We start from the raw sequence: 23,275 nt of genomic DNA, 5'->3' as shown, positions 1-23,275 counted from the left end.
ATTAAAATTTTAAATTAGCACCAAGTACAAATGATCTTAAAGTTGGGTAAGCATCAAGCTCAACACCTTGAGTTCCATAAGGATTTCCATCTCCGTTTAATTCTGGAGTGAACCCTGAGAATTTTTGTGTAATAAATGGATTAATCGCATTTAAATAAATTCTGCATGCACTTATGAAACTACCTTCCTGCAATGGTAATTTGTATCCTAGTGTAATATTGTTGATTCTAAAAAAGTCACCTGATTCTAAGTAATAAGTAGAAGCCACCGGCACCTGATTAAAAGGTGCAGGATTTGAAGCTGTTACATTATTTGCTGTCCAGAAATCAGTAGCAATTGAGTTTTCGATGTTTTCTCCGTAAAAACGCTGTGCTTTTTTCCCGTTGTATACTTTTGCACCAGCGGTACCATAACCATCAACAGAAAAATCAAAGTTTTTGTAATTGAATCCTAAAGAAACTCCGTAATTAGATTTTGGTAAACTTGAACCAACATATTTTTTGTCGGCTGTAGCACTCAAAGCATCCTGAGTTACTTTATCTCCTGCAGCATTGTAGTATAACATTTTTCCTGTTGCAGAATCAAAACCAGCGTACTCATAGATATAAAAACTTCCTAATGGCTGACCTATAGTAGTGTTATCAAGTAATTTGGTATCCTGACCATTTCCTAATCCACCGCCAATAACCGGAGATAAAATAACATTTTTTAAACCAGTAAGCTCATTTTTATTGTTAGAGAAGTTACCCCCAACATAGTAGCTGAAATTTTCGCCTATTTTATCATCCCAACGTAAAGAGATTTCAAAACCTTTGTTAGACACTTCTCCAACGTGTGCCGGTGATGCAGAAGTAATTCCTGATGTCATATAAGGCTTTGTATTCAAAATTACGTTGTCTGTATTTTTATCATACACGTCAAAAGTTCCTTTTAATCTGCTGTCTAAAAACTCAAAATCTAAACCTGCAGAAGATTCCTCAGTAACTTCCCAAGACAAACTTGGGTCAATTTGTGAGTTAATTGTAGTTCCTTCATTTAAAATAGAACCTCCTAAATAGGCATTCAGACCTGAAGTATAACCCTGACTGTTAAGCGGTACATTTTGATTTCCTAATTTACCCCAGCTTCCTCTTAATTTTAATAAGTTAAGTCCTTTAACATCAGCCATGAAATTTTCTTTGGTAATGATCCATCCTGCTCCAAAAGCCGGGAATGTTCCCCAACGATAATCTTTAGCAAAATTTGAAGATCCATCACGTCTAACTGTTCCTGTCAATAAATATCTATCCATCAATTTGTACTGGAAACGACCTAAGTAAGATGCTAATTTAGTTTCGTTAAAAACCTCATCTTTATAACTTGTTACATTTGTCGCATATTCAACATCTTTTAAAGACCAATAATTAGCATCAGCATTTACATTCTTTCTTTTAATGGTCAATTTTTCTCTTGATCCTTTAACATAGGTTTCAATACCAGCAGTCACTTCAACATCGTGGATTTCGTTAAATACTTTATTATATGTTAAGTAGTTAGATAAACTCCAGTTATAGTATTGTTCTCTTCCTTTTGTTAATAAATTGATATTAGCAGTTGGAAACTCTGTTCTATAATCCGTTGACGTTTTATTAGGATTTGCAGCTAACCAAATGTTTTCTGTATCATCATAATTATATTGTTTCCAAGTATAATATTCACCATTAAATTGTGAAGTAAATTTTAAAGATTTAAAAATTTCATAATCTAATTTTAAACCTCCTTGTAAAGTAATACTTCGTTGTTGTTCATCAAAGAAATCAAGTTGAGCAACCGGATTTCCAACATTATTAATTGAGTTTCCAGTTTCACTTGCAAAACCATCATCTCCAACACGAGCCACTCCATATTTGCCATCTGCAAAATACACAGGAACTACAGGTGATTGTTTGTAAGCATTTGTAAAAGCTGATAATGGCTGTGGAGCTGATTTCGTTGATGTTAAACTAAAGTTTTGAGTTAAAGTTAGTTTCTTAGAAATTTTATATTCATTATTATTTCTAAAAGTAGTACGGCCATAATCTAAACCGTTTAATATCCCTTTTTCTTCATAATTTCCTAAACTGAAAAAGTATTTAATGTTTTCTGTAGCTCCAGAAACAGATATGTTATTTTGAGTATAACTTCCTGTTCTTGTAATCTCGTCAAACCAATCTGTATTAACAGGCTGGTCCTGAGAATATGTAGTAGATTGTAAAGCTGAATTGGTATAGTATGCGTATTTATTACTACCCGCCATTTTTACTTTTTTAAGCGGAGTTCTTACACCACCAAAGCTTTCAATTTCAACAGAGACTTTATCTCCTTTACCTTTTTTAGTAGTAATAATGATTACTCCATTTGCAGCTCTTGTACCATAAATAGCTAAGGCAGAAGCATCTTTTAAAATGTCATATGAAGTAATATCATTTGTATTGATATTGTTGATATTTTCTGTTGCCATACCATCTACAATATACAAAGGTGTTCTTCCTCCTAAAGCTGTACCTAAACCTCTAATTACTACAGAAGGAGTACTTCCTGGTACATCAGAAGAAGTTACTTGTACACCTGCCGCTTTACCCTGAATAGCCTGAGATGCATTTAGAACTTTTGTTTTTGCTACATCTTCTCCTTTTAGTGAAGAAATTGCTGTAGTATTATCAATCTTTTTTCTTGTACCGTACCCAATTACAACAACTTCTTTTAAGGCAGTATCAGCTGATTCTTTTAAAGTGATTGTCATTGGTGCGGCAGTTGCCGGTACAGAAACTGAGTCAAAACCTAACATAGAGACTTTTAAAATGTCTCCAGGTTTTGCATTGATGGTAAAGTTTCCGTCGAAATCTGCATCAGCAGTTGCTCTGGCATCAGATGAAGCAATTACTGCTCCGGGAATTCCCATTCCGCTGCTGTCAACTACTTTTCCTTTAATTGCTTGTACCTGCCCAGACATATACGCTGGCAGTAATAAGAGCGCTAAAAAGCTAAAAATAAAATTTTTCATACAGTTTGTAATCGTTTAAGTTAGTAGAGCCAAATTAAGCAATTACAACGTTGTAGTACATCAAAAACCACTACAGCATAGCCACATCATTGTGTTAAAACACAAGCGTATCCTAATGATTATCAGTATCATAAATGTTAAATTAATTTCATTAACATAACCTTATGATGTAGTAATGATGTATTGGAATTATGTAAATTTTGATGTGAAAAAATATAAATTCTATAAAAAACAAACTCAAATCTTACAGAGTTAATAAAAACTTTGACAGGTTTTCGTCCTGAGTCAGATTTAATTTCTTTCTTAGACGATATCTGTGCAGTTCTACACCTCTAAAAGAGATGTTCATCATAGGTGCAATTTCCTTAGAAGAAAGGTTCATTTTAAGATAAACACACAGTTTTATGTCCTTTGGAGTTAAGTGCGGATATTTTTTTGACAGATTTATGATAAACTCATTATGAATTTGATTCAAGTTTGTCTCGAATATTTCCCATTCGTGCTTATTTACTTCATTTATCTTGATTGCTTTTTTTATCTCGCTTTTAAGTTTGTTAAAATCTTTTTCAGAATCTAAAATGCTTTGGATATTGTCAATCATTTCGCTTTGCTTAGCAATTGATAAAGATTTTCCGGCAACCTCAGAAGATTTTGTCAGCAGTTCCAGTTCTAAGATATGTTTTTCATATTCCTGAATATTTAATTCGTTTTCCTTTTTTAATTCCATTTCAAGAATTTCACGCTGGTGCTTTAATTCTTCGGCCTGTAATTTTAATTTTTGAGTGTAACGAAGTTTATTCCATTTATAATAGAAAAATAAAACCGCTGCTATTATTAACAGGTAAAGTAATATCATCCAAAAGGAGAAATACCACGGCTGTGCCACTCTAAAATCAAAACTGGAAACTTTATCGTAATTGGCTCCGTCATGTTTAAAAATTGCAATTGAATGCGAACCGCTGCTTAAATTATTTAAAACTATTGCTCCATTTGAAATTGGGATATAATTTTTGCCTTTATTAATTTGATAAAACAAATTTGGTTTGCTTGCACCATAAATTCCGGAAATAACATTTATTCGAAGTTCTGTATTGTGTTTTATTTTTCCGTCGTTCTCAAGCAGTTCGTTATCATTATAAGCTTCAACTTTAACGCCTTTGTTTTGTTTGTTTTCATATCCTAACTGAAGCGAAATAAATCCATCATCAAGATTGAGTAAATAATGATTCTGACTTCTAAAAATTCTCAGGTTTTCGTTAATCAGCTTTCCTTTATAATATTTCTCCTGAATGATGTTCCAGACAAACTTATTATCGTGCGAATATATATGGTATAGAATTCCATCCTGAAGAACCATAAAATGATCCTTATCGATTGCTACAACGTCAGAGATGTTTTTGAAATTGGTGTTGAATAATTCATTTTCTTCTAATTTATTTGAAATAGAATTAAATGTGTACCAAACATTATTAATCAGAAAAAGGATTTCATTTCTAAATTCAAAAATCTTGACACCAAAATCATTTTTGATTTTGCTTTGCTGGGTGATATTTTCAACTTTTACAGTTTTAAAATTATCATCGAGAAAAACCCGATATAATCCGCGATAATTGTCAGCTGCCCAAATTTCATTTTTTTTGTTTTGGGCTACATATTTAATGGGTTTCGAAAGATCATTTATCCTCAGATTCTGTGTTAGTTTTGATGCATTATCATAAACTAAAACTCCGCTGTATGTAGACTGAAAGTAAGTATCGTTAATAGTACTTTTTGATAAATTCCATCCTCCGCTCACATTATTTATTTTTTCTAAAACTCCATTTTCATAGCAAAAAGTTCCGTCGTTATGACCTATAACATATTTATTGCCAATTTTAGTAATATTCCAGCCCTGTCCTTGTGTATTGGGAAGCATTTTAAAATTACCCGAATCAAATTCAAAAATTCCGTGATTTGAAGCAATTAGATAACCTTTATCAATAGTAGCAACCGAATATACTGATCCCAGAATTCCGGAATTATCATAAAAGAATGAAATAGGAGAATTGACCTCAACATGAGCAAGTCCGTTATCCAGGCCCAGCCATAAATCTTCTTCTTTATCAAAACCAATACTTAAAACCGAATTGTTCATTAAAACATTATTCCGGTCGATATTTTTAAAAGTATTGGTATTAAAATCATATATAAAAACCCCTTTATTTCCGGTTCCGACAACTAATTTGTTGTTTTTAATAAACTTGGCTACATTAATTCCATTTGATTTTAATGTTTCATTTAATGGATTATTCCAAGGTTTTAAACCATTATTTTCAGCAATAAAAATCCCTTTTTTTTGTGTAAAAATATAAGTCCTGCCCTTGTATGTTTCGATCGCATGAACAACAGTGTTTTTTAAAACATCCCAGTTTTTTGGGGTTGCAATTTTGGAACCTTTCATTTTAAAAAGGCCTTTATCAACCGAAGCGACATACAAATTATTATCAACTACAAAACAGTAGGATATTAAAAAAGGAAATTTAATTTTTTGAATGCGTTTTCCATCGTAAATAAAAACGTCATTGAAAGACTGAAAATATAATGAGCCATTAAACCTGAAAATTTTCCAGATTTCTTCATTGTCTTTTTCATCAAATAAGCGAAGATTTTTGGTAATTGAAACGTAGCGCATTTTACCATTTTCTCTATACCAATATCCAAATTCTTTATAAGAACCGGAATAAATTCGATCTCCCTCAATTAAAATAGAACGAATGATAGTTTTATTTGGCAGAGAATATTTTTCCCAGATAACGCCGTCATAACGCAATAAATAATGGTTATTGGCAAAATACATAGCTTTATCTATACCCTGAGCCACATTCCAGATTTGGTTATCGCCCTGATAGTCTGATTTATTATAATTTTCTACGAAAGGAAGTAGTTCTTGTGCTTGAATTTGAAAAGCAGCGAAAAACAAGAAAATTGATTTTAAAAGTATCGATTTCAAGATATTCGGTTTTATATTCAAAGATACTGACAAATATTCATTTTTTAAATGCAAAAAAAAGCTTCTGGATTGAGAAGCTTTTTTTTGCATTTTCGATAAAATTATTTTTTCAACCTGAATAACACCGATTTAGGGGAGTAATTAATAATAAATCCTTTTTCTAAAGATTTTTTCACTTGTTCTAAATATTCTTCATTGAGAGTTTTTCTATCTTTAAATTCCATCAATTCAGTTTCAGTTTTTAATTCAGTTTCATTTCTAATTTCAAACATATCCCATTCAGAATAATCTTTTGGATTAATTAAACAAGAAACTGTCTGTGGTCGAATACTATTTACAAACTCATCAAAATTACAAATTCCATTTTCTAATTTATAATTCAACCAGTCTTTATCTGCAATATCAGAAACATGAAAAACATGCACTGTATTTTTTATCTTATTTAATAGTACAATTTCCGTAAAATTGTATAAATGACCTACTTGAAGAAAATGATCTGAAATTTCAGATCTAAACTCTTTTTCAAAAACATCTAATTCTTCTGATGAGTTTAAAAAACTAAATGGCTTTTCAAATTCATCATCGTCACCATCGATAATTAAATTTGCTGGGATAGAAAGTAGATTATCTCCAAAAATTTTATATGTATAAATTTCTCTAAAATTTTCAGGAAACAACAAACGGATTTTTATGTCTAATTGAGAATATTCAGAATAATCTTCCAGTTATTTTTCAAGCTCAAATAGTTTATTCTCCATCTTAAATCTTAATTATTTAGCAACTGAAAAACCTGATTTGCAATTTCATATTCTTCATCAGTTGGCACAACCAGAACTTTAGTTTTTGAATCTACTGTACTAATTTCTCTTATTTCTTTTGACCGAATTTGATTTTTTTCCTGATCAATTTCAATTCCAAAATAATCCATATCAGTACAAATTAATTTACGCATGTACGAAGAATTTTCACCAATCCCTGCGGTAAAAATGATAGCATCTAATCCGTTTAAAGCTGCTGTATATGAACCTATAGTTTTTCTAATTCTGTAGGCATTTATTAATAAGGCTAATTGACAATCTTTATTTCCTTCTTCGGCTTTTGCTTCGATATCGCGAAGATCGCTATAACCTGTTAAACCAAGCATTCCACTTTGTTTCAGTAAAATAGAATTTACTTCATCTGGTGTATAGCCTAAATTTTTAACCATATAAAAAATAACCGATTGATCGATATCACCGGCACGAGTTCCCATAACCAAACCATTTGCCGGAGAAAACCCCATTGTTGTATCGATACTTTTTCCGTCTTTTACAGCGGTCATACTGCAACCGTTTCCTAAATGGATTGTAATTATTCTCGAAACTTTTTCTAAATAACCAATGGCTTTTTCTGAAACATATTTATGACTTGTTCCATGAAAACCATATACACGAACTTTATGTTCTGTTAAAAGGAAATTTGGAATAGCATACTTATAAGCCTCTACCGGAATTGTCTGGTGGAAAGCAGTATCAAAAACTGCTACTTGTTTTGCTCCCGAAAAAATTTCTTCGGCAACATTTATCCCTACTAAATGAGCAGGATTATGAAGTGGAGCCAGTTCTGAAAGTTCTTTTATTTTCTCTTTAACTTCTTCAGTAATTATAGTTGTATTTGAGAAATAACTTCCGCCATGCACTACTCTATGACCAACTGCAGTAATTTCTGAAGTTGTTTTTATAACTCCTTTTTCAGCATCTAAAAGCATATCGGCAACCTTTTGCAAACCAATTTTATGGGTATGAACAGGCAGTATTTCTTCATAGGAATTTGAAGCTGTTTTAAAAGTAATATTTGATGTTTCTAAACCAATTCTATCGATCATACCCGTACAAATTACTTCATTTTCCGGCATAACCATCAATTGGTATTTTATGGATGAACTTCCTGAGTTTATAATTAGTATTTTCATTTTTTATGTTTTTGCCACAAAGGCGCTAAGTCACTAAATTTATTTTAATCTCGAAGACATTTTTTTTGCCGAGATTGGCACGCGGATGACGCGGATTTACTTCGTAAAGACACGGATTAAAACGGGTTTTTATTCTATCAAAAATAAAATCCGTGTAAATCTGCGTTTTCGCGGTAGCGAATCAGTCTAATCCGCGTTCTATTTTTTAATTTTTAATTGATTTATAATCCCTGTGCCTGTATTGCCGTAATTACAACCGTATTGATAATATCATCAACTGTACAGCCTCGGCTTAAATCGTTTACAGGTTTGTTTAAACCTTGTAACATTGGACCAATTGCTAAAGCCCCTGTTTCTCTTTGAACGGCTTTATAGGTATTATTTCCGGTATTTAAATCAGGGAAAATAAGTACGCTCGCCTGCCCTGCTACTTCAGAATCCGGCATTTTGCTTTTTCCAACTTCGCGGTCAACAGCAGCATCGTATTGAATTGGTCCTTCAATTTTTAAGTCAGGACGTTTTTGTTTTACAATTTCGGTTGCCGTTCTTACTTTATCAACCTCATCTCCTTTTCCAGAAGCACCGGAAGAGTAAGAAAGCATGGCGATTTTTGGCTCAATTCCGAAGGCAGAACTTGATTCTGCAGATGAAATTGCAATTTCTGCTAATTGCTCTGCCGTAGGGTTTGGATTAATGGCACAATCACCAAAAACAGAAACCCTGTCTTCTAAACACATAAAAAATACAGATGAAACAACCGATGAATTTGGTTTAGTTTTAATGAATTGAAGTGCTGGTAAAATAGTATGCTGCGTTGTATGCGACGCACCCGAAACCATTCCGTCAGCATGACCTTTGTACACCATCATAGTTCCAAAATACGAAACGTCTTCCATTAAATCCCTTGCCATTGTAATGCTTACATTTTTAGCTTTTCTAAGTTCGTAATACGTATTGGCATAATCTTCATAAAGTTCAGATTCTTTTGGATTAATGATATTTATCTTCGAAAAATCAAATGCAATTCCAAGTTCTAACACTTTACTTTCAATTTGTTTTTTGTCTCCGATAATTGAAATATCGACTACATCCATCGCTAAAAGTCTTGAAGCTGCAATAATAATTCTATCATCATTTCCTTCAGGCAGAACGATATGTTTACGGTGCTGTCTGGCTCTTTTAACCATGTTGTATTGAAACATTTTTGGCGTCATGCCTTCTGCTTCAAAAGTGATTAATCTTTCAGATAAAGCGTCGTTATCAACGTATTTCTCAAATGTAGTTATTGAAGTTTCAATCTTGTGCGTATTGTTAGCGTAGATTTTAGATTTAATAGACCCAATTCTGTTTGTAATGTGATAAGTTCCACCGTCAACTGCAATAATTGGAACAATGGCAGAAAGTCCTTCAATCAGCTTTAAAATACTTTCCTCCGGAACTATATTTCCCGTTAGAATTATTCCTGAAATGGTTGGATAATTTATTGATTCATTTGCCTGTAATGCGCCCAGAATAATATCAGATCGATCTCCGGGTGTAATTACAAGTGCGTTATTGTGTAAGTGAACCAAATAGTTATGCAATTGCATGGCTCCCACGCTAAAATGCCCAATCTCATTATTAAGATAATTTTCTCCAAACAAAACTTTTGCATCAAGTTCGTTTACAATTTCCTGCATTGTTGGATTGTTCAAACTTGAAACTAGCGGAATTGTATTTACTAAAACATTTGAAGGAAGACTTTTTTGAAGGCTTTTTGTAACTAATTCAATATTTTCGGGCTGTACTTTATTGGCAAAAACAGATAAAACTTCAACCTCTTTTACTTTGAAAGAATCATAAACTAAATACAAACTATCAACCAGCTCTTCCAGCGTTTTTCCAATCCCTGAACCAATAATTATGGTTGGAATTCCGAGGTTTTTTGCAATTAAAACATTCAAATCTAATTCGATAGAGGTCCCTTCACCCGTAAAACTCGTTCCTTCAACTAAAACAAAATCAAAACGTTCTTCAAGTTTTTTATATTTCTCGATAATTAAATCCAGAACCTCTCCTATTTTTCCTTTGTTTTTCTTTTTAATAAGTTTGCTTTTTGTAATGGCATACGCATCTTCAAAATGAATATCAAGGTTAAAATAAGACAAAACTGTTTCGATATGATTATCAACCTCTCCATCAACAAAATCTTCGATTATAGGCCTGAAATAACCCACTTTAGCCGTTTTACCAATCAAAATGCTCATTAAGCCGAGTGTAATTATCGACTTCCCGCTGTTTTGATCGCTTGTGGCTATATATACCGCTTTACTCATAATTTATATTTTGAAACTAAACATCTGTATTTGAATTATATTTTAATACTGCTAAAACCAACGTCTTTTTTTGAAATAGACAATTAGAGCAACAACTAAGAAAAACATTGCCATCATAACGCTGTGATAACCATATTTAAATTTAAGCTCGGGCATATTTTCAAAATTCATTCCATAAACCCCAACTATAAAAGTAAGCGGAATAAATATGGCCGAAATAATGGTCAGCGTTTTCATAATCTCATTCATTTTTCGGCTTTGCTCTGAAAAATAAAAGTTTGAAGCACTTTCTAATGAACTCATATCAGATTCGATTTGCTCTAAAAGTTCTAAACTTTTTTGATGCAGTCGAATGAAAAAGTTAAATGTATCTTTTTGAATTAAACTATTTGTTTCGTCATCTTTAATCGTTTTAAAATAGTACAAAGAATCCCGAAGCGGTATTATAGAACGTTTTAAAAAATTAAAGTTATCTCTGTGGTTTTCAATTTTTTCCAGAATAACAGGATCAGCTCCTTTTTTGGTTAAATTAATCAGCTCTTCTATCTTTTCCTCTTCATCTTCGATCGTAATGTAGAAATTTTCGATTACAGAATCTAACAATAAATAGAGCAGATAATCTACTTTTTTATTTCGTATAATCCCTGTATGTGTACGCAGACGTTCACGGATATGTGTAAAAAAATCACTTCTCTTTTCCTGAAATGAAATCAAAACTCCATCTTTCAAAATAAAACTAAGCTGTTCAACACTAATATTATCTGAATATCCCGAAGGCAAAAGTGATTTTATACTAAAAAATAAAATATCCTGCTGCTCTTCTAATTTGGTCCTTTTAGTCGTATTTAATATATCCGCCAGCAGAAAATCATCCAATTTAAAATGTGCACCAATAGTTTTAATAAGATTAATATCGTTTAATCCGTGAATGTTGAGCCAATTATTTTTGTTGTAATTAAAACAAGAATTTAATGCCAGAACAGTAAACTTTTCATATTCAACAATATCAGCATCGTCATATACAAAAAGCTGCATTTCTGATTTATGGTCTTTATGAGAGCCTGTGTACTCTAAACTAGTATGTTGTAATTTACGTCCCTTTTTGTATTTGATCTTTCTCATTCAAAAAAATTTACAATAGTAATATTACGAAAAAGAATCTGAATGCGAAATGACAATTATCATTTTGTAAAAAACCTTGTAAATAGACGCACTGCAGTGCGTCTCTACATTAAATAACAGACATAAAAAAACCGAGTCATTTCTGACCCGGTTTTCATATTCAATTGTAGAGACGCACCGCAGTGCGTCTTTATGTAGTAAATTATTTTACTTCTTCGAATTCAACATCTTCAACATTGTCTCCAGACTGCTCTTGTTGTGGAGCAGCTTGCTGACCTTGGTCACCACCTTGAGCGTACATTGCTTCTGTAGCTGTTTTCCAAGCTGCATTTACATTGTCTAATCCTTTTTGGATTGCATCAAGATCTTGAGATTGGTGAGCCATTCTCAATTCAGTTAAAGCATATTCGATAGCTGTTTTGTGCTCATCTGTAAGTTTATCTCCCAATTCTTTCAATTGACTTTCAGTTTGGAAAATAGTACTATCAGCTTCGTTCAATTTCTCAGCTCTTTCTCTTGCAATTCTGTCTGCATCAGCGTTAGCTTCAGCATCTTTTTTCATTTTTTCGATTTCTTCAGCTGTTAATCCAGAAGAAGCTTCGATACGGATATCGTGAGATTTTCCAGTTCCTTTATCAGTTGCAGAAACTTTGATGATACCATTAGCATCGATATCGAAAGTTACTTCGATTTGAGGAACTCCTCTTGGTGCTGGCGGGATACCATCTAAGTGGAAACGACCAATAGTCTTGTTATCAACTGCCATAGCTCTTTCTCCTTGTAATACGTGGATTTCAACAGATGGTTGAGAATCAGCAGCAGTAGAGAATACTTGAGATTTTTTAGTTGGAATAGTTGTGTTAGACTCAATTAATTTAGTCAATACACCACCCATAGTTTCGATACCTAAAGAAAGAGGAGTTACGTCAAGTAACAATACATCTTTTACATCTCCAGATAAAACTCCACCTTGAATAGCAGCTCCAATAGCAACAACCTCATCAGGGTTAACACCTTTAGAAGCTTTTTTACCGAAGAATTTTTCAACTTCGTCAGCGATTCTTGGCATACGGGTAGAACCTCCTACAAGGATTACTTCGTCGATATCAGATGTAGATAAACCTGCATCTTTTAATGCTTTAGCAACTGGCTCCATAGAACGTTTAACTAATGAATCAGTTAATTGCTCAAATTTAGCTCTAGATAATTTTTTTACTAAGTGTTTTGGCCCTGAAGCAGTAGCCGTTACATATGGTAAGTTGATTTCAGTTTCTGAAGAAGAAGACAATTCAATTTTTGCTTTCTCTGCAGCTTCTTTCAAACGCTGCAATGACATTGGGTCAAGACGTAAGTCAATACCTTCTTCAGCTAAAAATTCATTAGCTAACCAGTCAATAATTTCGTGGTCAAAATCATCACCACCTAAGTGAGTATCACCATTTGTAGATAATACTTCAAATACACCGTCTCCTAATTCAAGAACAGAGATATCAAAAGTACCTCCACCTAAATCGTAAACAGCAATTTTTTGATCAGTTCCTTTTTTATCTAATCCGTAAGCAAGTGCAGCAGCAGTTGGCTCATTGATGATACGCATAACTTTAAGACCAGCAATTTCACCAGCTTCTTTAGTAGCCTGACGTTGTGCATCGTTAAAGTAAGCAGGAACAGTAATAACTGCTTCAGTTACAGTTTGACCTAAATAGTCTTCAGCAGTTTTTTTCATTTTTTGAAGTGTCATTGCTGACAATTCCTGAGCAGTATATAAACGACCATCAATATCCACACGCGGTGTATTGTTGTCACCTTTTACAACTGAATAAGAAACTCTTTTTGCTTCGCCTGTAGTCTCAGCAAAAGTATGTCCCATAAAACGTTTAATAGAAGCAATCGTTTTTGTAGGATTCGTTACTGCTTGTCTTTTTGCAGGATCACCCACTTTAATTTCGCCACCTTCAACAAAAGCGATGATAGATGGAGTTGTTCTTTTTCCTTCTGCATTAGGGATAACAACTGCTTCGTTACCTTCCATTACAGAAACACAAGAGTTCGTCGTACCTAAGTCAATTCCGATTATTTTACCCATTTTTTATATATTTAATTTTGATTTAATTTCATAACTCACGTGGCATAAGTCAATCTTTGTGCCAAGATAAAAAACCAAAGTAAATTGTCAGTTTTAATATTGGCACGACAATAATCATCTGACAACATGACATTTTTCAAGACTGACATACATGGCATAACACTATTTTACATGTCATTTTTAGGAACTTATTCCCAATAGCAGCGGCATCTGTTTCCTAAAAGATTTTTTTATATTTCCAAAATCAGAATAATTTTCAATTAAATATTGAATTAAGTACATTAGCGTTATTCTAAATCCAAAAAATGGAAAACTACAGCATTATTATATTTATACTTGCCATTGTTATAGGATTATCTGCCTTTGCTGATAAAGCAAAACTTCCCTACCCTATTCTGCTTGTAATTGTTGGAATCGCCATTGGTTTTATACCAACCATGACCGAAATCCAGATTAATCCCGAAATTATCTTTTTAATTTTTCTGCCGCCCTTATTATATGATGCTTCGTTTAATATTTCTCCAAAGGATTTCAAAACCAATCTAAACACAATCAGCACGCTGGCAATAACCCTGGTTTTTCTTACTACCTTTTGGATTGCCGTGGTCGCACATTATATGATCCCGAATATAACCTGGCCGCTGGCATTTGTACTTGGCGCCATACTTTCTGCAACCGATGCCGTTGCTGCTGTAAGCATTACCAAAGGTCTCGGAATATCTCATAAAACCATTACGATTCTTGAAGGCGAAAGTCTAATAAACGATGCTTCGGCACTTGTTGCCTATCGTTTTGCCGTTGCTGCCGTAATGGGATCTGCCTTCATTATCTGGAAAGCAGCACTGCAATTTATTTTTTTATTGGGAGGCGGTTTTCTTGTAGGGATAGTTATTGCAAAAATTTTAGCCTTTATACTGAGTAAAGTACATAAAAATACCAATGTCACCATTAGTTTTATGCTTTTGATGCCCTTTGTAGCCTACTTAGTGGCAGAACAATTTCATGTTTCAGGAGTAATTGCAGTAGTAGTTTCTGGACTGGCAATTGCCCGTTTCAGCAAAAAAATATTCCCCGAAAACTTAAAAAACAGCTCCCGAAGCCTTTGGGATATTATCATCTTTCTATTAAACGGATTAATTTTTATTTTAATTGGTCTTAATTTTAGATATATCTTAAAAGATATTGATAACCACATGATTTTGCCTTATATCGGTTATGCTTTTATCATTACAATTGTGGCTTTACTAATTAGAATGGTTAGAATATTTCTTCAAAAAATAAATCTTCAAAAAGCCTTTAAAAAAAATCGAGGAGGAAAAAGAAAAGTCAGTGAAGATGCCCTTTTAGATTTTAACAATAGTATTATTTTAGGCTGGTCAGGAATGCGTGGTATTGTATCTCTTGCGATTGCGATTGGACTCCCAAAATTCCTTGAAGACGGCAGCCCGTTTCCTGAAAGAAATACTGTCATTTTTATTTCTGTGGCCGTTGTACTTTTTACTCTTATCGGGCAGGGACTTACGCTTCCGTGGATCGTTAAAAAATTAAATACTAATAGTGTAAAAGAACATAACGTAAATTAAAATTTAAAACAAAAATAAAATACCGCTTAAAAATACAATACTATTTTACTTACATTAGCTTCATTAACTTTAACAAAAAACTGCTAATGAAAAAAAGTATTGCAATTTACGGCGCTTACGGACATACTGGAAAATTCATCACAGCCGAACTTTACCAGCAAGGTTATACATTGGTTCTTTCCGGAAGAGATGAAGAAAAATTACTATCTTTAAAACAAAAACACCCTGAATCAACAATAAAAACTGCCAATATTAATGACGAAAAAACATTAGATAATGCTTTTTCCGGAGCAGATATAATTATAAACTGTGCCGGTCCATTTTTAGATACTGCAGAACCTATAATTCAATCGGCTCTAAGATTAGGCATTCATTATATTGATTTGAGTGCCGAACAAAAAGCAGTTTTAGATGTATTTGAAAATTTTTCTGAAAAAGCCAAAGGCAAAATTTTAATAATTCCTGCCGTTGCATTCTATGGCGGATTAGGCGATTTATTAAGCACGGCAATAACTCACGATTGGGACAAAATTGACGAAATAAACATTTATATTGGTCTTGATTCATGGCATCCCACAAAAGGAACCAGATTAACTGGCGACAGAAATCATTATACCAGATTAACATTAAAAAACAATCGCTTACAAGAGCTGGAACCAAGTTCTCCAATAGAATGGAATTTTAAAAACCCAATTGGAATTAAAGAAGTTGTAAGCCTGCCTCTTTCTGAAATTATTACCATTTCACGCCATTTAAATGTAAACACAATCAATACTTATCTAAGTCTAAACTCTTTAAACGATCTTCGAAATAAAGATACCCCGGAACCGGAACCTACTGACGAAAAGAACAGATCCTCGCAGCATTTCTCTTTAGAAGTTGTCGCTTTAAAAGATAATCTCAAAAGAACAATTACAGCACAAGGACAAGATATTTATGCCGTGACTTCTCCTTTAGTTGTAGAAACAGTAAACAGAATATTTTCTGGCAAAATAGCAAAAACTGGTGTTACTGTTATCGGGGAAATTTTTGATGCAAATGATTTTTTAAAGTCTTTAAATGAAGATGACATAACAATTTCTGTTGCAGAAGAATCTCATTTATAATTTTTATTAAAAAAAACATATCTGTAAAGCCCAACAAACACTAGGATTTTATAATTATTTCAAAAAAAATAAAATATTTTGTCCAATTCTGAAAGTTCGATTGTTATTAGAGTATAACATTAAAACTTTATACAAAATGGAAACAAGAATTAACATTCACGCAAAAGGACAAGACGCTTTAAAAACACTTTACGGAATTGGCGGCTATTTAAAAAAATCAGCTGTAGAATTAGCTCTTTTAGAATTAGTTTACTTTAGAGTTTCACAAATAAACAGCTGCGCTTATTGCCTGGATATGCATTATAAGGATGCACGTCATAAAGGTGAAACGGAACAGCGTTTATATGGACTAAGTGCATGGCGTGAAGCTCCTTATTACACAAATCGCGAAAGAGCTGCCTTTGCCTGGGCCGAAGCCGTAACTAAATGTGATGTTCCTGATTCAGTTTACAAAGAAGCCGTAAGCGAATTTTCAGAGCAGGAATTAATTGATTTAACTTTAGCTGTTACAACAATTAATATGTACAACAGAATTAACCTTGCTTTCCCTAACGAACCGGGAACTTACAAAGTGGGGCAATTTGGTTAATAAAAATAATTATCACATAGAATTGATGACATTAAAAAAAACAATAACATGAACGAGTTTGTATTAATATTTAGAAGAGATTATGTTACTAAAGAAACACAGCCTTCTCCGCAGGAATTACAGGATTCACTTAAACTCTGGCAGGATTGGCTGGGCGGAATTGCCGCTCAGGATAAACTGGCAAAACCATTACAGCGCTGGGATGGCGAAGGCAAAATTGTAAAATCTAACAAAAGCGTAATCAATGGCCCGTATGCCGAAATTAAAGAAGCAATTGGCGGTTTGATTATGATAAAAGCTGCAGATTACGACGAAGCCGTGAGTATTGCAAATGGATGTCCGATTTTAGAATTGGGCGGAAATGTTGAAATTAGAATGGCCGTTACCGGAATATAATAATCTTAAAAAAATAACTTCTTATTCTTTTAAAAAGGAATTTTATAAAATGGAAGAAAGTCAGCTTTTACCCAATTTATTTAGAACAGAGTACCGAAAAATAGTTTCGGTACTCTGTTATTTATTTGGGATTGAAAATATCGAAATCGCCGAAGATATTACCAGCGATACATTTCTCGCTGCAACCGAATTATGGAGCGTAAAAGGAATTCCGGAAAATCCAACTGCATGGCTATATACCGTTGCAAAAAACAAAACAAAAAATCACTTAAAACGAGATATACTCTTCGAACAAAAAATCGCTGTCGAAGTAAAACACAATGCCAGTAAAGCTGAAGAAATTGAAATTGACTTATCCAATAAAAACATTTTCGACAGCCAGCTTGCCATGATTTTTACAGTTTGTAATCCTGTAAATTCTGCCGAAGCGCAAATTGCATTGGCACTAAATCTATTATGCGGATTTGGAATTCAGGAAATTGCAGACGGATTTTTAACCAATAAAGAAGTCATTTACAAAAGAATTAACCGCGCTAAAGAAAAACTGAAAGAAGCCAATGTAAAAATTGAACAGCCCAGCAGTTCAGAAATAAATAACAGGCTCGAAAATGTCTTAACAACGCTTTATTTATTATTTTCAGAAGGTTATTATTCAACTTCTCAAAACACTATTTTACGAAAAGACGTTTGTGCCGAAGCCATGCGATTGACTTTCTTATTAATCGAAAATCCCGCAACAAACCTGCCACCCGTAAATGCATTGCTTTCATTAATGTGTTTTCATTCTTCAAGATTTGATGCAAGAACAAACAGTGATGGAGAAACGATATTATATCAAAACCAGGATGAAACACTCTGGAACCAGGAACTTATCGAAAAAGGCACTTATTTTCTGGGTAAAGCTTCAACCGGAAACACACTTACGAAATACCATCTCGAAGCCGGAATCGCCTATTGGCATACTCAAAAAGAAGATTCTAAAGAGAAATGGGAAAATATATTACAGCTTTACAACCAATTATTAATTCTCGAATATTCGCCCATTGCAGCGCTCAACCGTACATTTGCTTTAGCAAAAACAAATGGAAAACAAACCGCCATTACCGAAGCTGAAAAACTAAACCTAAGCGAAAATCATTTTTATTATTCTTTATTAGGAAACTTATATACAGATATTGACAATAAAAAAGCGCTTGAACATTTTAAAAAAGCTTTGCAGCTTGCCAGTTCCGTTTCTGATAAAAACATCATCAAACAAAACATCGATATGCTAAAAATATAGTTTAATCTCATTTTTACTTTGTCAGTCCCATTCACTTTTTATTTGTAATTTAGATTTTTTAAAAATGTATGTTCAAAAAACAATATTAGAACAGCTTTAAAATATTATTAAAATACAAATACAAAAATGGCTTCATTTATTAAGGAAATCTCTTTTCGCTGGTCAGATCTTGACCCAAATTTTCACGTTCGTCATAGTGCTTATTACGATTTTGGTGCGCAGCATCGTATAGAAATTCTCGAAGAACTCGGCTTGACTTTAAGAGTAATGCAAACGCAGGGTTTTGGTCCCGTTTTATTTAGGGAAGAATGTGTTTTTAGAAAAGAATTAAAACTTTCAGACAAAATATTTATTCATACCAAAACATCAAAAATGAAAGCCGATGCTTCGCGCTGGTCCATCATTCACGAATTTAGACGTGAAGATGATACACTTTGCGCAACCATTACGGTCGACGGAGCCTGGATGGACACTAAACTTAGAAAACTGGCTTCTCCAACACCCGAAATTGCAATTCAGGCATTAAGCATTTTTCCAAAAAGTGATGATTTTGTTGGACTGTAAAACAAAAAACATAACAGACTCTATTGCCAAAATAATCGTAATACAAAATCAGGATATAAATCTGAAAAAAGTAAATAAAAATTGGCCGATAGAATCTGTTATATCACATTAATTTAAAAAATCTCAAAGCTATGATCGATTACATAAAAGACTTTAGAATTGGATTTTTTGTCGCCATAATATTAATTACCACAATAATATTGGGTGCTGTAACAGACAAAATACTCCGCTATTTTTTATATCGAAAATTGAGTGATAAAGAATACGATGCAACCGGATTTAAGTTTCTAAAACATTTAATTATAACCGTAATTTATATTCTGGGGATTGCTTTTGCCTTAATTCAAATTCCCGAATTTAAAATAATAGGACATTCCTTTTTAGCCGGCGCAGGTGTCATTTCGATAGTCGCAGGTTTAGCTTCACAGCAGGCTTTGAGCAATATTGTCAGCGGAATATTTCTGGTGATTTTTAAACCTTTCAGAATCAATGACAAAATCACGATCAATAATTTTGTTGGCACAGTTGAGGATATCAATTTGAGGCAAGTTGTTTTAAAAGATGCCGAAAACAACAGAATCATAATTCCCAACTCCGTAATCAGCAATCAGATTATTGTTAATACCAATATGCACGATACCAAATGCTGTAAAATAGTTGAAATAGGAATTGGTTATGAATCTAATGTCGAAAAAGCATTAGAAATAATGCAGGATGAAATCGCAAAACATCCGCTTTTTATTGATACAAGAACCGCCGAAAATAAAAAACAAAAAACACCTTTGGTCGTGGCAAGAGTTGTGGCTCTCGCAGATTCCAGCGTAACATTAAAAGCATGGGCATGGGCAAAAAACTCTACAGATGGTTTTGTAATGTATTGTGATTTATTGCAAAGTATCAAGAAACGTTTTGACGAAGCTGAAATTGACATTCCTTATCCGCAAAGAGTTGTAACGCTTAAAAAGTAGTTTAAAACAGACGCAGCTTCTTTTTTCTGATAATTTTATGAGTATAACTTTAGTTTTTCAAAATGTATTGCGGTAAATTTAATCTTTCGATCAATCTATAAAACCATTAATCGTATTTTTGAAACAATATTTTTTTTGTTTGCCACGAATTACACGAATTTTCAGGAATGAATTTTTCAGCATTACGTAAATAAAAATCAGTGTAATTCGTGGCAAACCTTAACTTAAAACTAAATAATATGTTTACAATCGATCAAATCAAAGAAGCACATGCTAAAGTTAAAAGCGGTGCCGATTTTCCAAATTATATACAAGACTTAATTATTCTGGGTGTAAAAGGTTATGATACATTTGTGAATGACGGACACGTTGAATATTACGGTGTAAACAATTACACTGTAACTTCTGATGAAAAATACAATCCTATTTTAGTAGCTGTAACGGTTAACAAAGAACTTTTTATAGAGTTTTTAGTAAAACACCAGCATGGAGAAACAGACTATCTTACTTTTTGCCGCCATGCCGGTCAATGCGGAATTGCAAAATGGAGAGTTGACATTATCGAAATGACCTGTACTTATTTTGACAGCGCAGAAAATGAAATTTTAATTGAAAAAATCCCTGATTAATTTAGCAAAATTTAATCCAATTTATTCACTAACCAAAAAAGATATTTTACTGCTGCTTTTTTTATTAGTTTTTCAGGTTTTTCTCAGCATAAAAAAGAAAAAACAAAGTTTAAAGTAATTGCTTTTTACACAGCAAAAAACGATCAGGCGCATATAAGTTTTGTGCATAAAGGTTATTGTCCTTTAGTTTGGACAAACAAAAAATACAAAATACAGTATGTCAATATGGGACACAATAATATTGATTACGAAGGAGGGATTAACAAAACACTTTCGTTTGCATTTGAAAATAAAATACAAAGCAAATTCATTCTTGATGCATTGCTTTGGCTGGGGCTTCTAAAAAATAAATTCATTAAAAATGTCTAGTAAACTTTCTCCCATCACAAACGCTGAAGAGTTATTAAAGCTGAATAACTCTTCGGAAATTATTTTAATCGACGCCAGAGCAGGAATTAATGCCGAGGAAAATTTTAAAGCAGAACATTTAAAAGGGGCTCGTTATGTCGATTTGAACAAAGATTTAGCAACAGTCGACTGCAATCCAAAAAATGGCGGAAGGCATCCTCTTCCCTCTTTTTCAAAGTTTTCGGAAGTGCTTTCAAAACTCGGAATTTCACCTTCATCTCATGTTGTAATTTATGATGATAAAAACGGTTCAAATGCTGCTGCAAGATTTTGGTGGATGCTAAAAGCTGTGAAACATGAAAAAGTTCAGGTTTTAAACGGAGGTTTGCAAGAAGCAGTCAAAGCGGGTTTTCCTGTAAATTCAGAAATAGAAAATTTTGAAAAAACAGGAAATTATCCGATTACTGAATGGAATTTAAAAACTGCTGATATTGAAGAGGTCGAAAAAGCCCGAAATAACAGCGAAAATATTGTAATTGACGTAAGGGATAAAAATCGTTTTGATGGTCTTACAGAACCTTTAGATTTAATTGCCGGACATATTCCGGGTGCTGTAAATTTTCCGTTTAGTGAAAATCTGGACGAAAACGGCCTTTTCAAATCTCCTGAAGTTTTAGCTGAAAAATATGCTGAAATTTTAAATAATAAAACGTCAGAAAATGTAATTGTACATTGCGGTTCGGGCGTTACGGCTTGTCATACTTTATTAGCGTTGGATTATGCCGGAATTGAAATTCCAAAACTTTATGTAGGTTCCTGGAGTGAATGGTCAAGAAATGACCGCGAAATGGCAGCTAAAGAAACAAAATAATCTCTTTTTTAAACACATAAAAACATAGATTTTTATTGTGTTTAAAAAAGTATAAAAAGAAGCACGCTTCTAACACATAGCATACTATGTTTATTAATGCAAGTGAAACGCCTTTATTTAAGTTTCAAAAAAACTATGTTACTATGTGTTAAAAATGCAGACAACAGTTTAAAAATAGAAAATAAAAAATGCAGCATTGGGATATACTTTTATCTAATCAGGTAAATAAAAAAGCATTCATAGACAGTTTACTTAATGGAGAAGCAAAAGGAGAATTAGCCGTTTTTAATAATCAAAAAGGTATTTTATTTTCTGATATTGCTATCGAAAAATTCATTGAAAAAGAATACCAATACGACAGCGTAGAAGCATCTCCTGAATCACACAGGCAATTACGTACATTTTCATCCGGTGAGCGTAAAAAAGAATTTTTAAAATACTGCATTAATCAAAAACCGGATTTTATCATTTTTGACAATCCGTTTGACCATTTAGATCAGGCCTCGAGAGTAACTCTGGCAGATTCCTTAAACGATTTGACTAATAAAATTGCTATTATTCAGCTCTTAAATCGTGTTGTGGACGTTCTGGAATTTGTTCCAAATAAAGCGCAGATTAACGACAATACATTTGAATTATACCCAATTTTAAAAACCGAAAATCATTTTAAAACCTTAAATACGGCATCAATCCCAAAAGCAATTGAGCTGCATTCCTTCCACGAAAGTGTATTAATAAAACTGGAAAATGTTTCGGTTAGTTATGATGAAAGAAAAATTCTTGACAACATTTCATGGACAATTAAACAGGGTGAATTCTGGCAGTTAATTGGGCCAAACGGTTCCGGAAAAAGTACTATTTTATCCTTAATTACGGGGGATAATCCAAAAGGGTTTGGTCAGGATTTATATTTATTTGGAAGAAAAAAAGGAAGCGGAGAAAGCGTTTGGGACATCAAAAAACAAATCGGAATTTTTGCAACTTCAATGACCGATTTATTTCAAAAAGGCCACACTTTAGAAGAAATGATCCTTTCCGGTTTTTTTGATTCAATCGGACTTTATATCGAGCCGACAACGCATCAAAAACAAATTGTTTCACAGTGGCTTGAAGTTATTGAAATGACACATTTAAGAAAAAAACGTTTTATTGATCTTTCTATCGGTCAGCAAAGAGTTGCGTTAATTGTACGCGCCGTTTTAAAACATCCGCCATTATTAATTTTAGACGAACCCGTAGAAGGTCTGGACGACGAAAATGTAGATTTGGTAATTCAGCTTATCAACACGATAAAACAAGAAACAAACGTTACGATTCTATACGTTTCACATAGAATAGAACAAGGCCTCGCTCCTACTTCTGTTTTCGAACTTTTACCAAATCCAACGGGATCGATTGGTAAAATAAAGTATCATTCGGAATTAAATTAAAACACGAATTCCACTAATTTACAC

The 23,275-nt window shown here is 33.1% G+C and carries 18 protein-coding genes; 11 read left to right on the top strand and 7 right to left on the bottom strand.

Features of this window, described 5'->3' with window-relative positions:
- Nucleotide 1: 1 nt before the first annotated feature.
- The 7 genes from AABD74_RS13405 to dnaK form a co-directional block, all read right to left on the bottom strand.
- Nucleotides 2–3,022, bottom strand: a complete 3,021-nt coding sequence (locus tag AABD74_RS13405) for a SusC/RagA family TonB-linked outer membrane protein (protein ID WP_406843178.1) — start codon at nucleotides 3,020–3,022, stop codon at nucleotides 2–4.
- A gap of 244 nt (nucleotides 3,023–3,266) precedes the next feature.
- Complete coding sequence (locus AABD74_RS13400; RefSeq protein WP_406843177.1) at nucleotides 3,267–6,011, bottom strand: LuxR C-terminal-related transcriptional regulator; 2,745 nt, start codon at nucleotides 6,009–6,011, stop codon at nucleotides 3,267–3,269.
- Nucleotides 6,012–6,112: 101 nt separating this feature from the next.
- Nucleotides 6,113–6,688 carry a hypothetical protein gene (locus AABD74_RS13395; protein WP_406843176.1) on the bottom strand — a complete coding sequence of 192 codons (576 nt, stop codon included), beginning with the start codon at nucleotides 6,686–6,688 and terminating at the stop codon, nucleotides 6,113–6,115.
- A gap of 89 nt (nucleotides 6,689–6,777) precedes the next feature.
- On the bottom strand, nucleotides 6,778–7,962 hold the full coding sequence (locus AABD74_RS13390; protein WP_232682188.1) for an acetate/propionate family kinase: 1,185 nt from the start codon (nucleotides 7,960–7,962) through the stop codon (nucleotides 6,778–6,780).
- A 221-nt stretch (nucleotides 7,963–8,183) separates the two neighbouring features.
- Entirely contained in the window at nucleotides 8,184–10,277 is a 2,094-nt protein-coding gene (gene pta / locus AABD74_RS13385; RefSeq protein WP_406843175.1) for a phosphate acetyltransferase, read from the bottom strand.
- Nucleotides 10,278–10,328: 51 nt separating this feature from the next.
- The gene (gene corA, locus AABD74_RS13380) at nucleotides 10,329–11,399 is read right to left on the bottom strand and encodes a magnesium/cobalt transporter CorA (protein ID WP_232682190.1); all 1,071 of its coding nucleotides are present in this window, start codon (nucleotides 11,397–11,399) and stop codon (nucleotides 10,329–10,331) included.
- Between the two features lie 202 nt (nucleotides 11,400–11,601).
- On the bottom strand, nucleotides 11,602–13,485 hold the full coding sequence (gene dnaK, locus AABD74_RS13375) for a molecular chaperone DnaK (protein WP_232682191.1): 1,884 nt from the start codon (nucleotides 13,483–13,485) through the stop codon (nucleotides 11,602–11,604).
- Between the two features lie 305 nt (nucleotides 13,486–13,790).
- Between dnaK and AABD74_RS13370 the strand changes: the two genes are divergently transcribed.
- The 11 genes from AABD74_RS13370 to AABD74_RS13320 all read left to right on the top strand — a co-directional run bounded on the left by AABD74_RS13370 (nucleotide 13,791) and on the right by AABD74_RS13320 (nucleotide 23,251).
- Nucleotides 13,791–15,068, top strand: a complete 1,278-nt coding sequence (locus AABD74_RS13370; protein WP_406843174.1) for a Na+/H+ antiporter — start codon at nucleotides 13,791–13,793, stop codon at nucleotides 15,066–15,068.
- Nucleotides 15,069–15,154: 86 nt separating this feature from the next.
- Complete coding sequence (locus AABD74_RS13365) at nucleotides 15,155–16,174, top strand: saccharopine dehydrogenase family protein (RefSeq protein ID WP_406843173.1); 1,020 nt, start codon at nucleotides 15,155–15,157, stop codon at nucleotides 16,172–16,174.
- 136 nt (nucleotides 16,175–16,310) lie between these two features.
- Nucleotides 16,311–16,763 carry a carboxymuconolactone decarboxylase family protein gene (locus tag AABD74_RS13360; protein ID WP_232682194.1) on the top strand — a complete coding sequence of 151 codons (453 nt, stop codon included), beginning with the start codon at nucleotides 16,311–16,313 and terminating at the stop codon, nucleotides 16,761–16,763.
- Between the two features lie 48 nt (nucleotides 16,764–16,811).
- A complete protein-coding gene (locus tag AABD74_RS13355) occupies nucleotides 16,812–17,159 on the top strand; it encodes a YciI family protein (RefSeq protein WP_232682195.1) in 348 nt (115 codons plus the stop codon).
- Between the two features lie 49 nt (nucleotides 17,160–17,208).
- Nucleotides 17,209–18,441, top strand: coding sequence for an RNA polymerase sigma factor (locus AABD74_RS13350; protein ID WP_406845641.1), 1,233 nt, complete (start codon nucleotides 17,209–17,211; stop codon nucleotides 18,439–18,441).
- A gap of 126 nt (nucleotides 18,442–18,567) precedes the next feature.
- Nucleotides 18,568–19,005 carry a thioesterase family protein gene (locus AABD74_RS13345; protein ID WP_053473514.1) on the top strand — a complete coding sequence of 146 codons (438 nt, stop codon included), beginning with the start codon at nucleotides 18,568–18,570 and terminating at the stop codon, nucleotides 19,003–19,005.
- A 131-nt stretch (nucleotides 19,006–19,136) separates the two neighbouring features.
- Nucleotides 19,137–19,973 carry a mechanosensitive ion channel family protein gene (locus tag AABD74_RS13340; RefSeq protein WP_232682197.1) on the top strand — a complete coding sequence of 279 codons (837 nt, stop codon included), beginning with the start codon at nucleotides 19,137–19,139 and terminating at the stop codon, nucleotides 19,971–19,973.
- A 239-nt stretch (nucleotides 19,974–20,212) separates the two neighbouring features.
- On the top strand, nucleotides 20,213–20,602 hold the full coding sequence (locus tag AABD74_RS13335) for a DUF1398 domain-containing protein (protein ID WP_232682198.1): 390 nt from the start codon (nucleotides 20,213–20,215) through the stop codon (nucleotides 20,600–20,602).
- Nucleotides 20,603–20,827: 225 nt separating this feature from the next.
- Nucleotides 20,828–20,971, top strand: a complete 144-nt coding sequence (locus tag AABD74_RS13330; protein WP_406843172.1) for a hypothetical protein — start codon at nucleotides 20,828–20,830, stop codon at nucleotides 20,969–20,971.
- A complete protein-coding gene (locus AABD74_RS13325) occupies nucleotides 20,964–21,821 on the top strand; it encodes a sulfurtransferase (RefSeq protein WP_232682200.1) in 858 nt (285 codons plus the stop codon). Before AABD74_RS13330 ends, AABD74_RS13325 begins: the two co-directional genes overlap by 8 nt.
- A gap of 188 nt (nucleotides 21,822–22,009) precedes the next feature.
- Nucleotides 22,010–23,251, top strand: a complete 1,242-nt coding sequence (locus AABD74_RS13320) for an ATP-binding cassette domain-containing protein (protein WP_406843171.1) — start codon at nucleotides 22,010–22,012, stop codon at nucleotides 23,249–23,251.
- The last annotated feature ends 24 nt before the right edge of the window (nucleotides 23,252–23,275 follow it).

The organism is Flavobacterium soyae (assembly GCF_045348165.1).
Lineage (GTDB): Bacteria > Bacteroidota > Bacteroidia > Flavobacteriales > Flavobacteriaceae > Flavobacterium > Flavobacterium soyae.
Note: the sequence above shows the minus strand (reverse complement) of the source record. Positions and strands in the feature narration are given on the sequence as shown.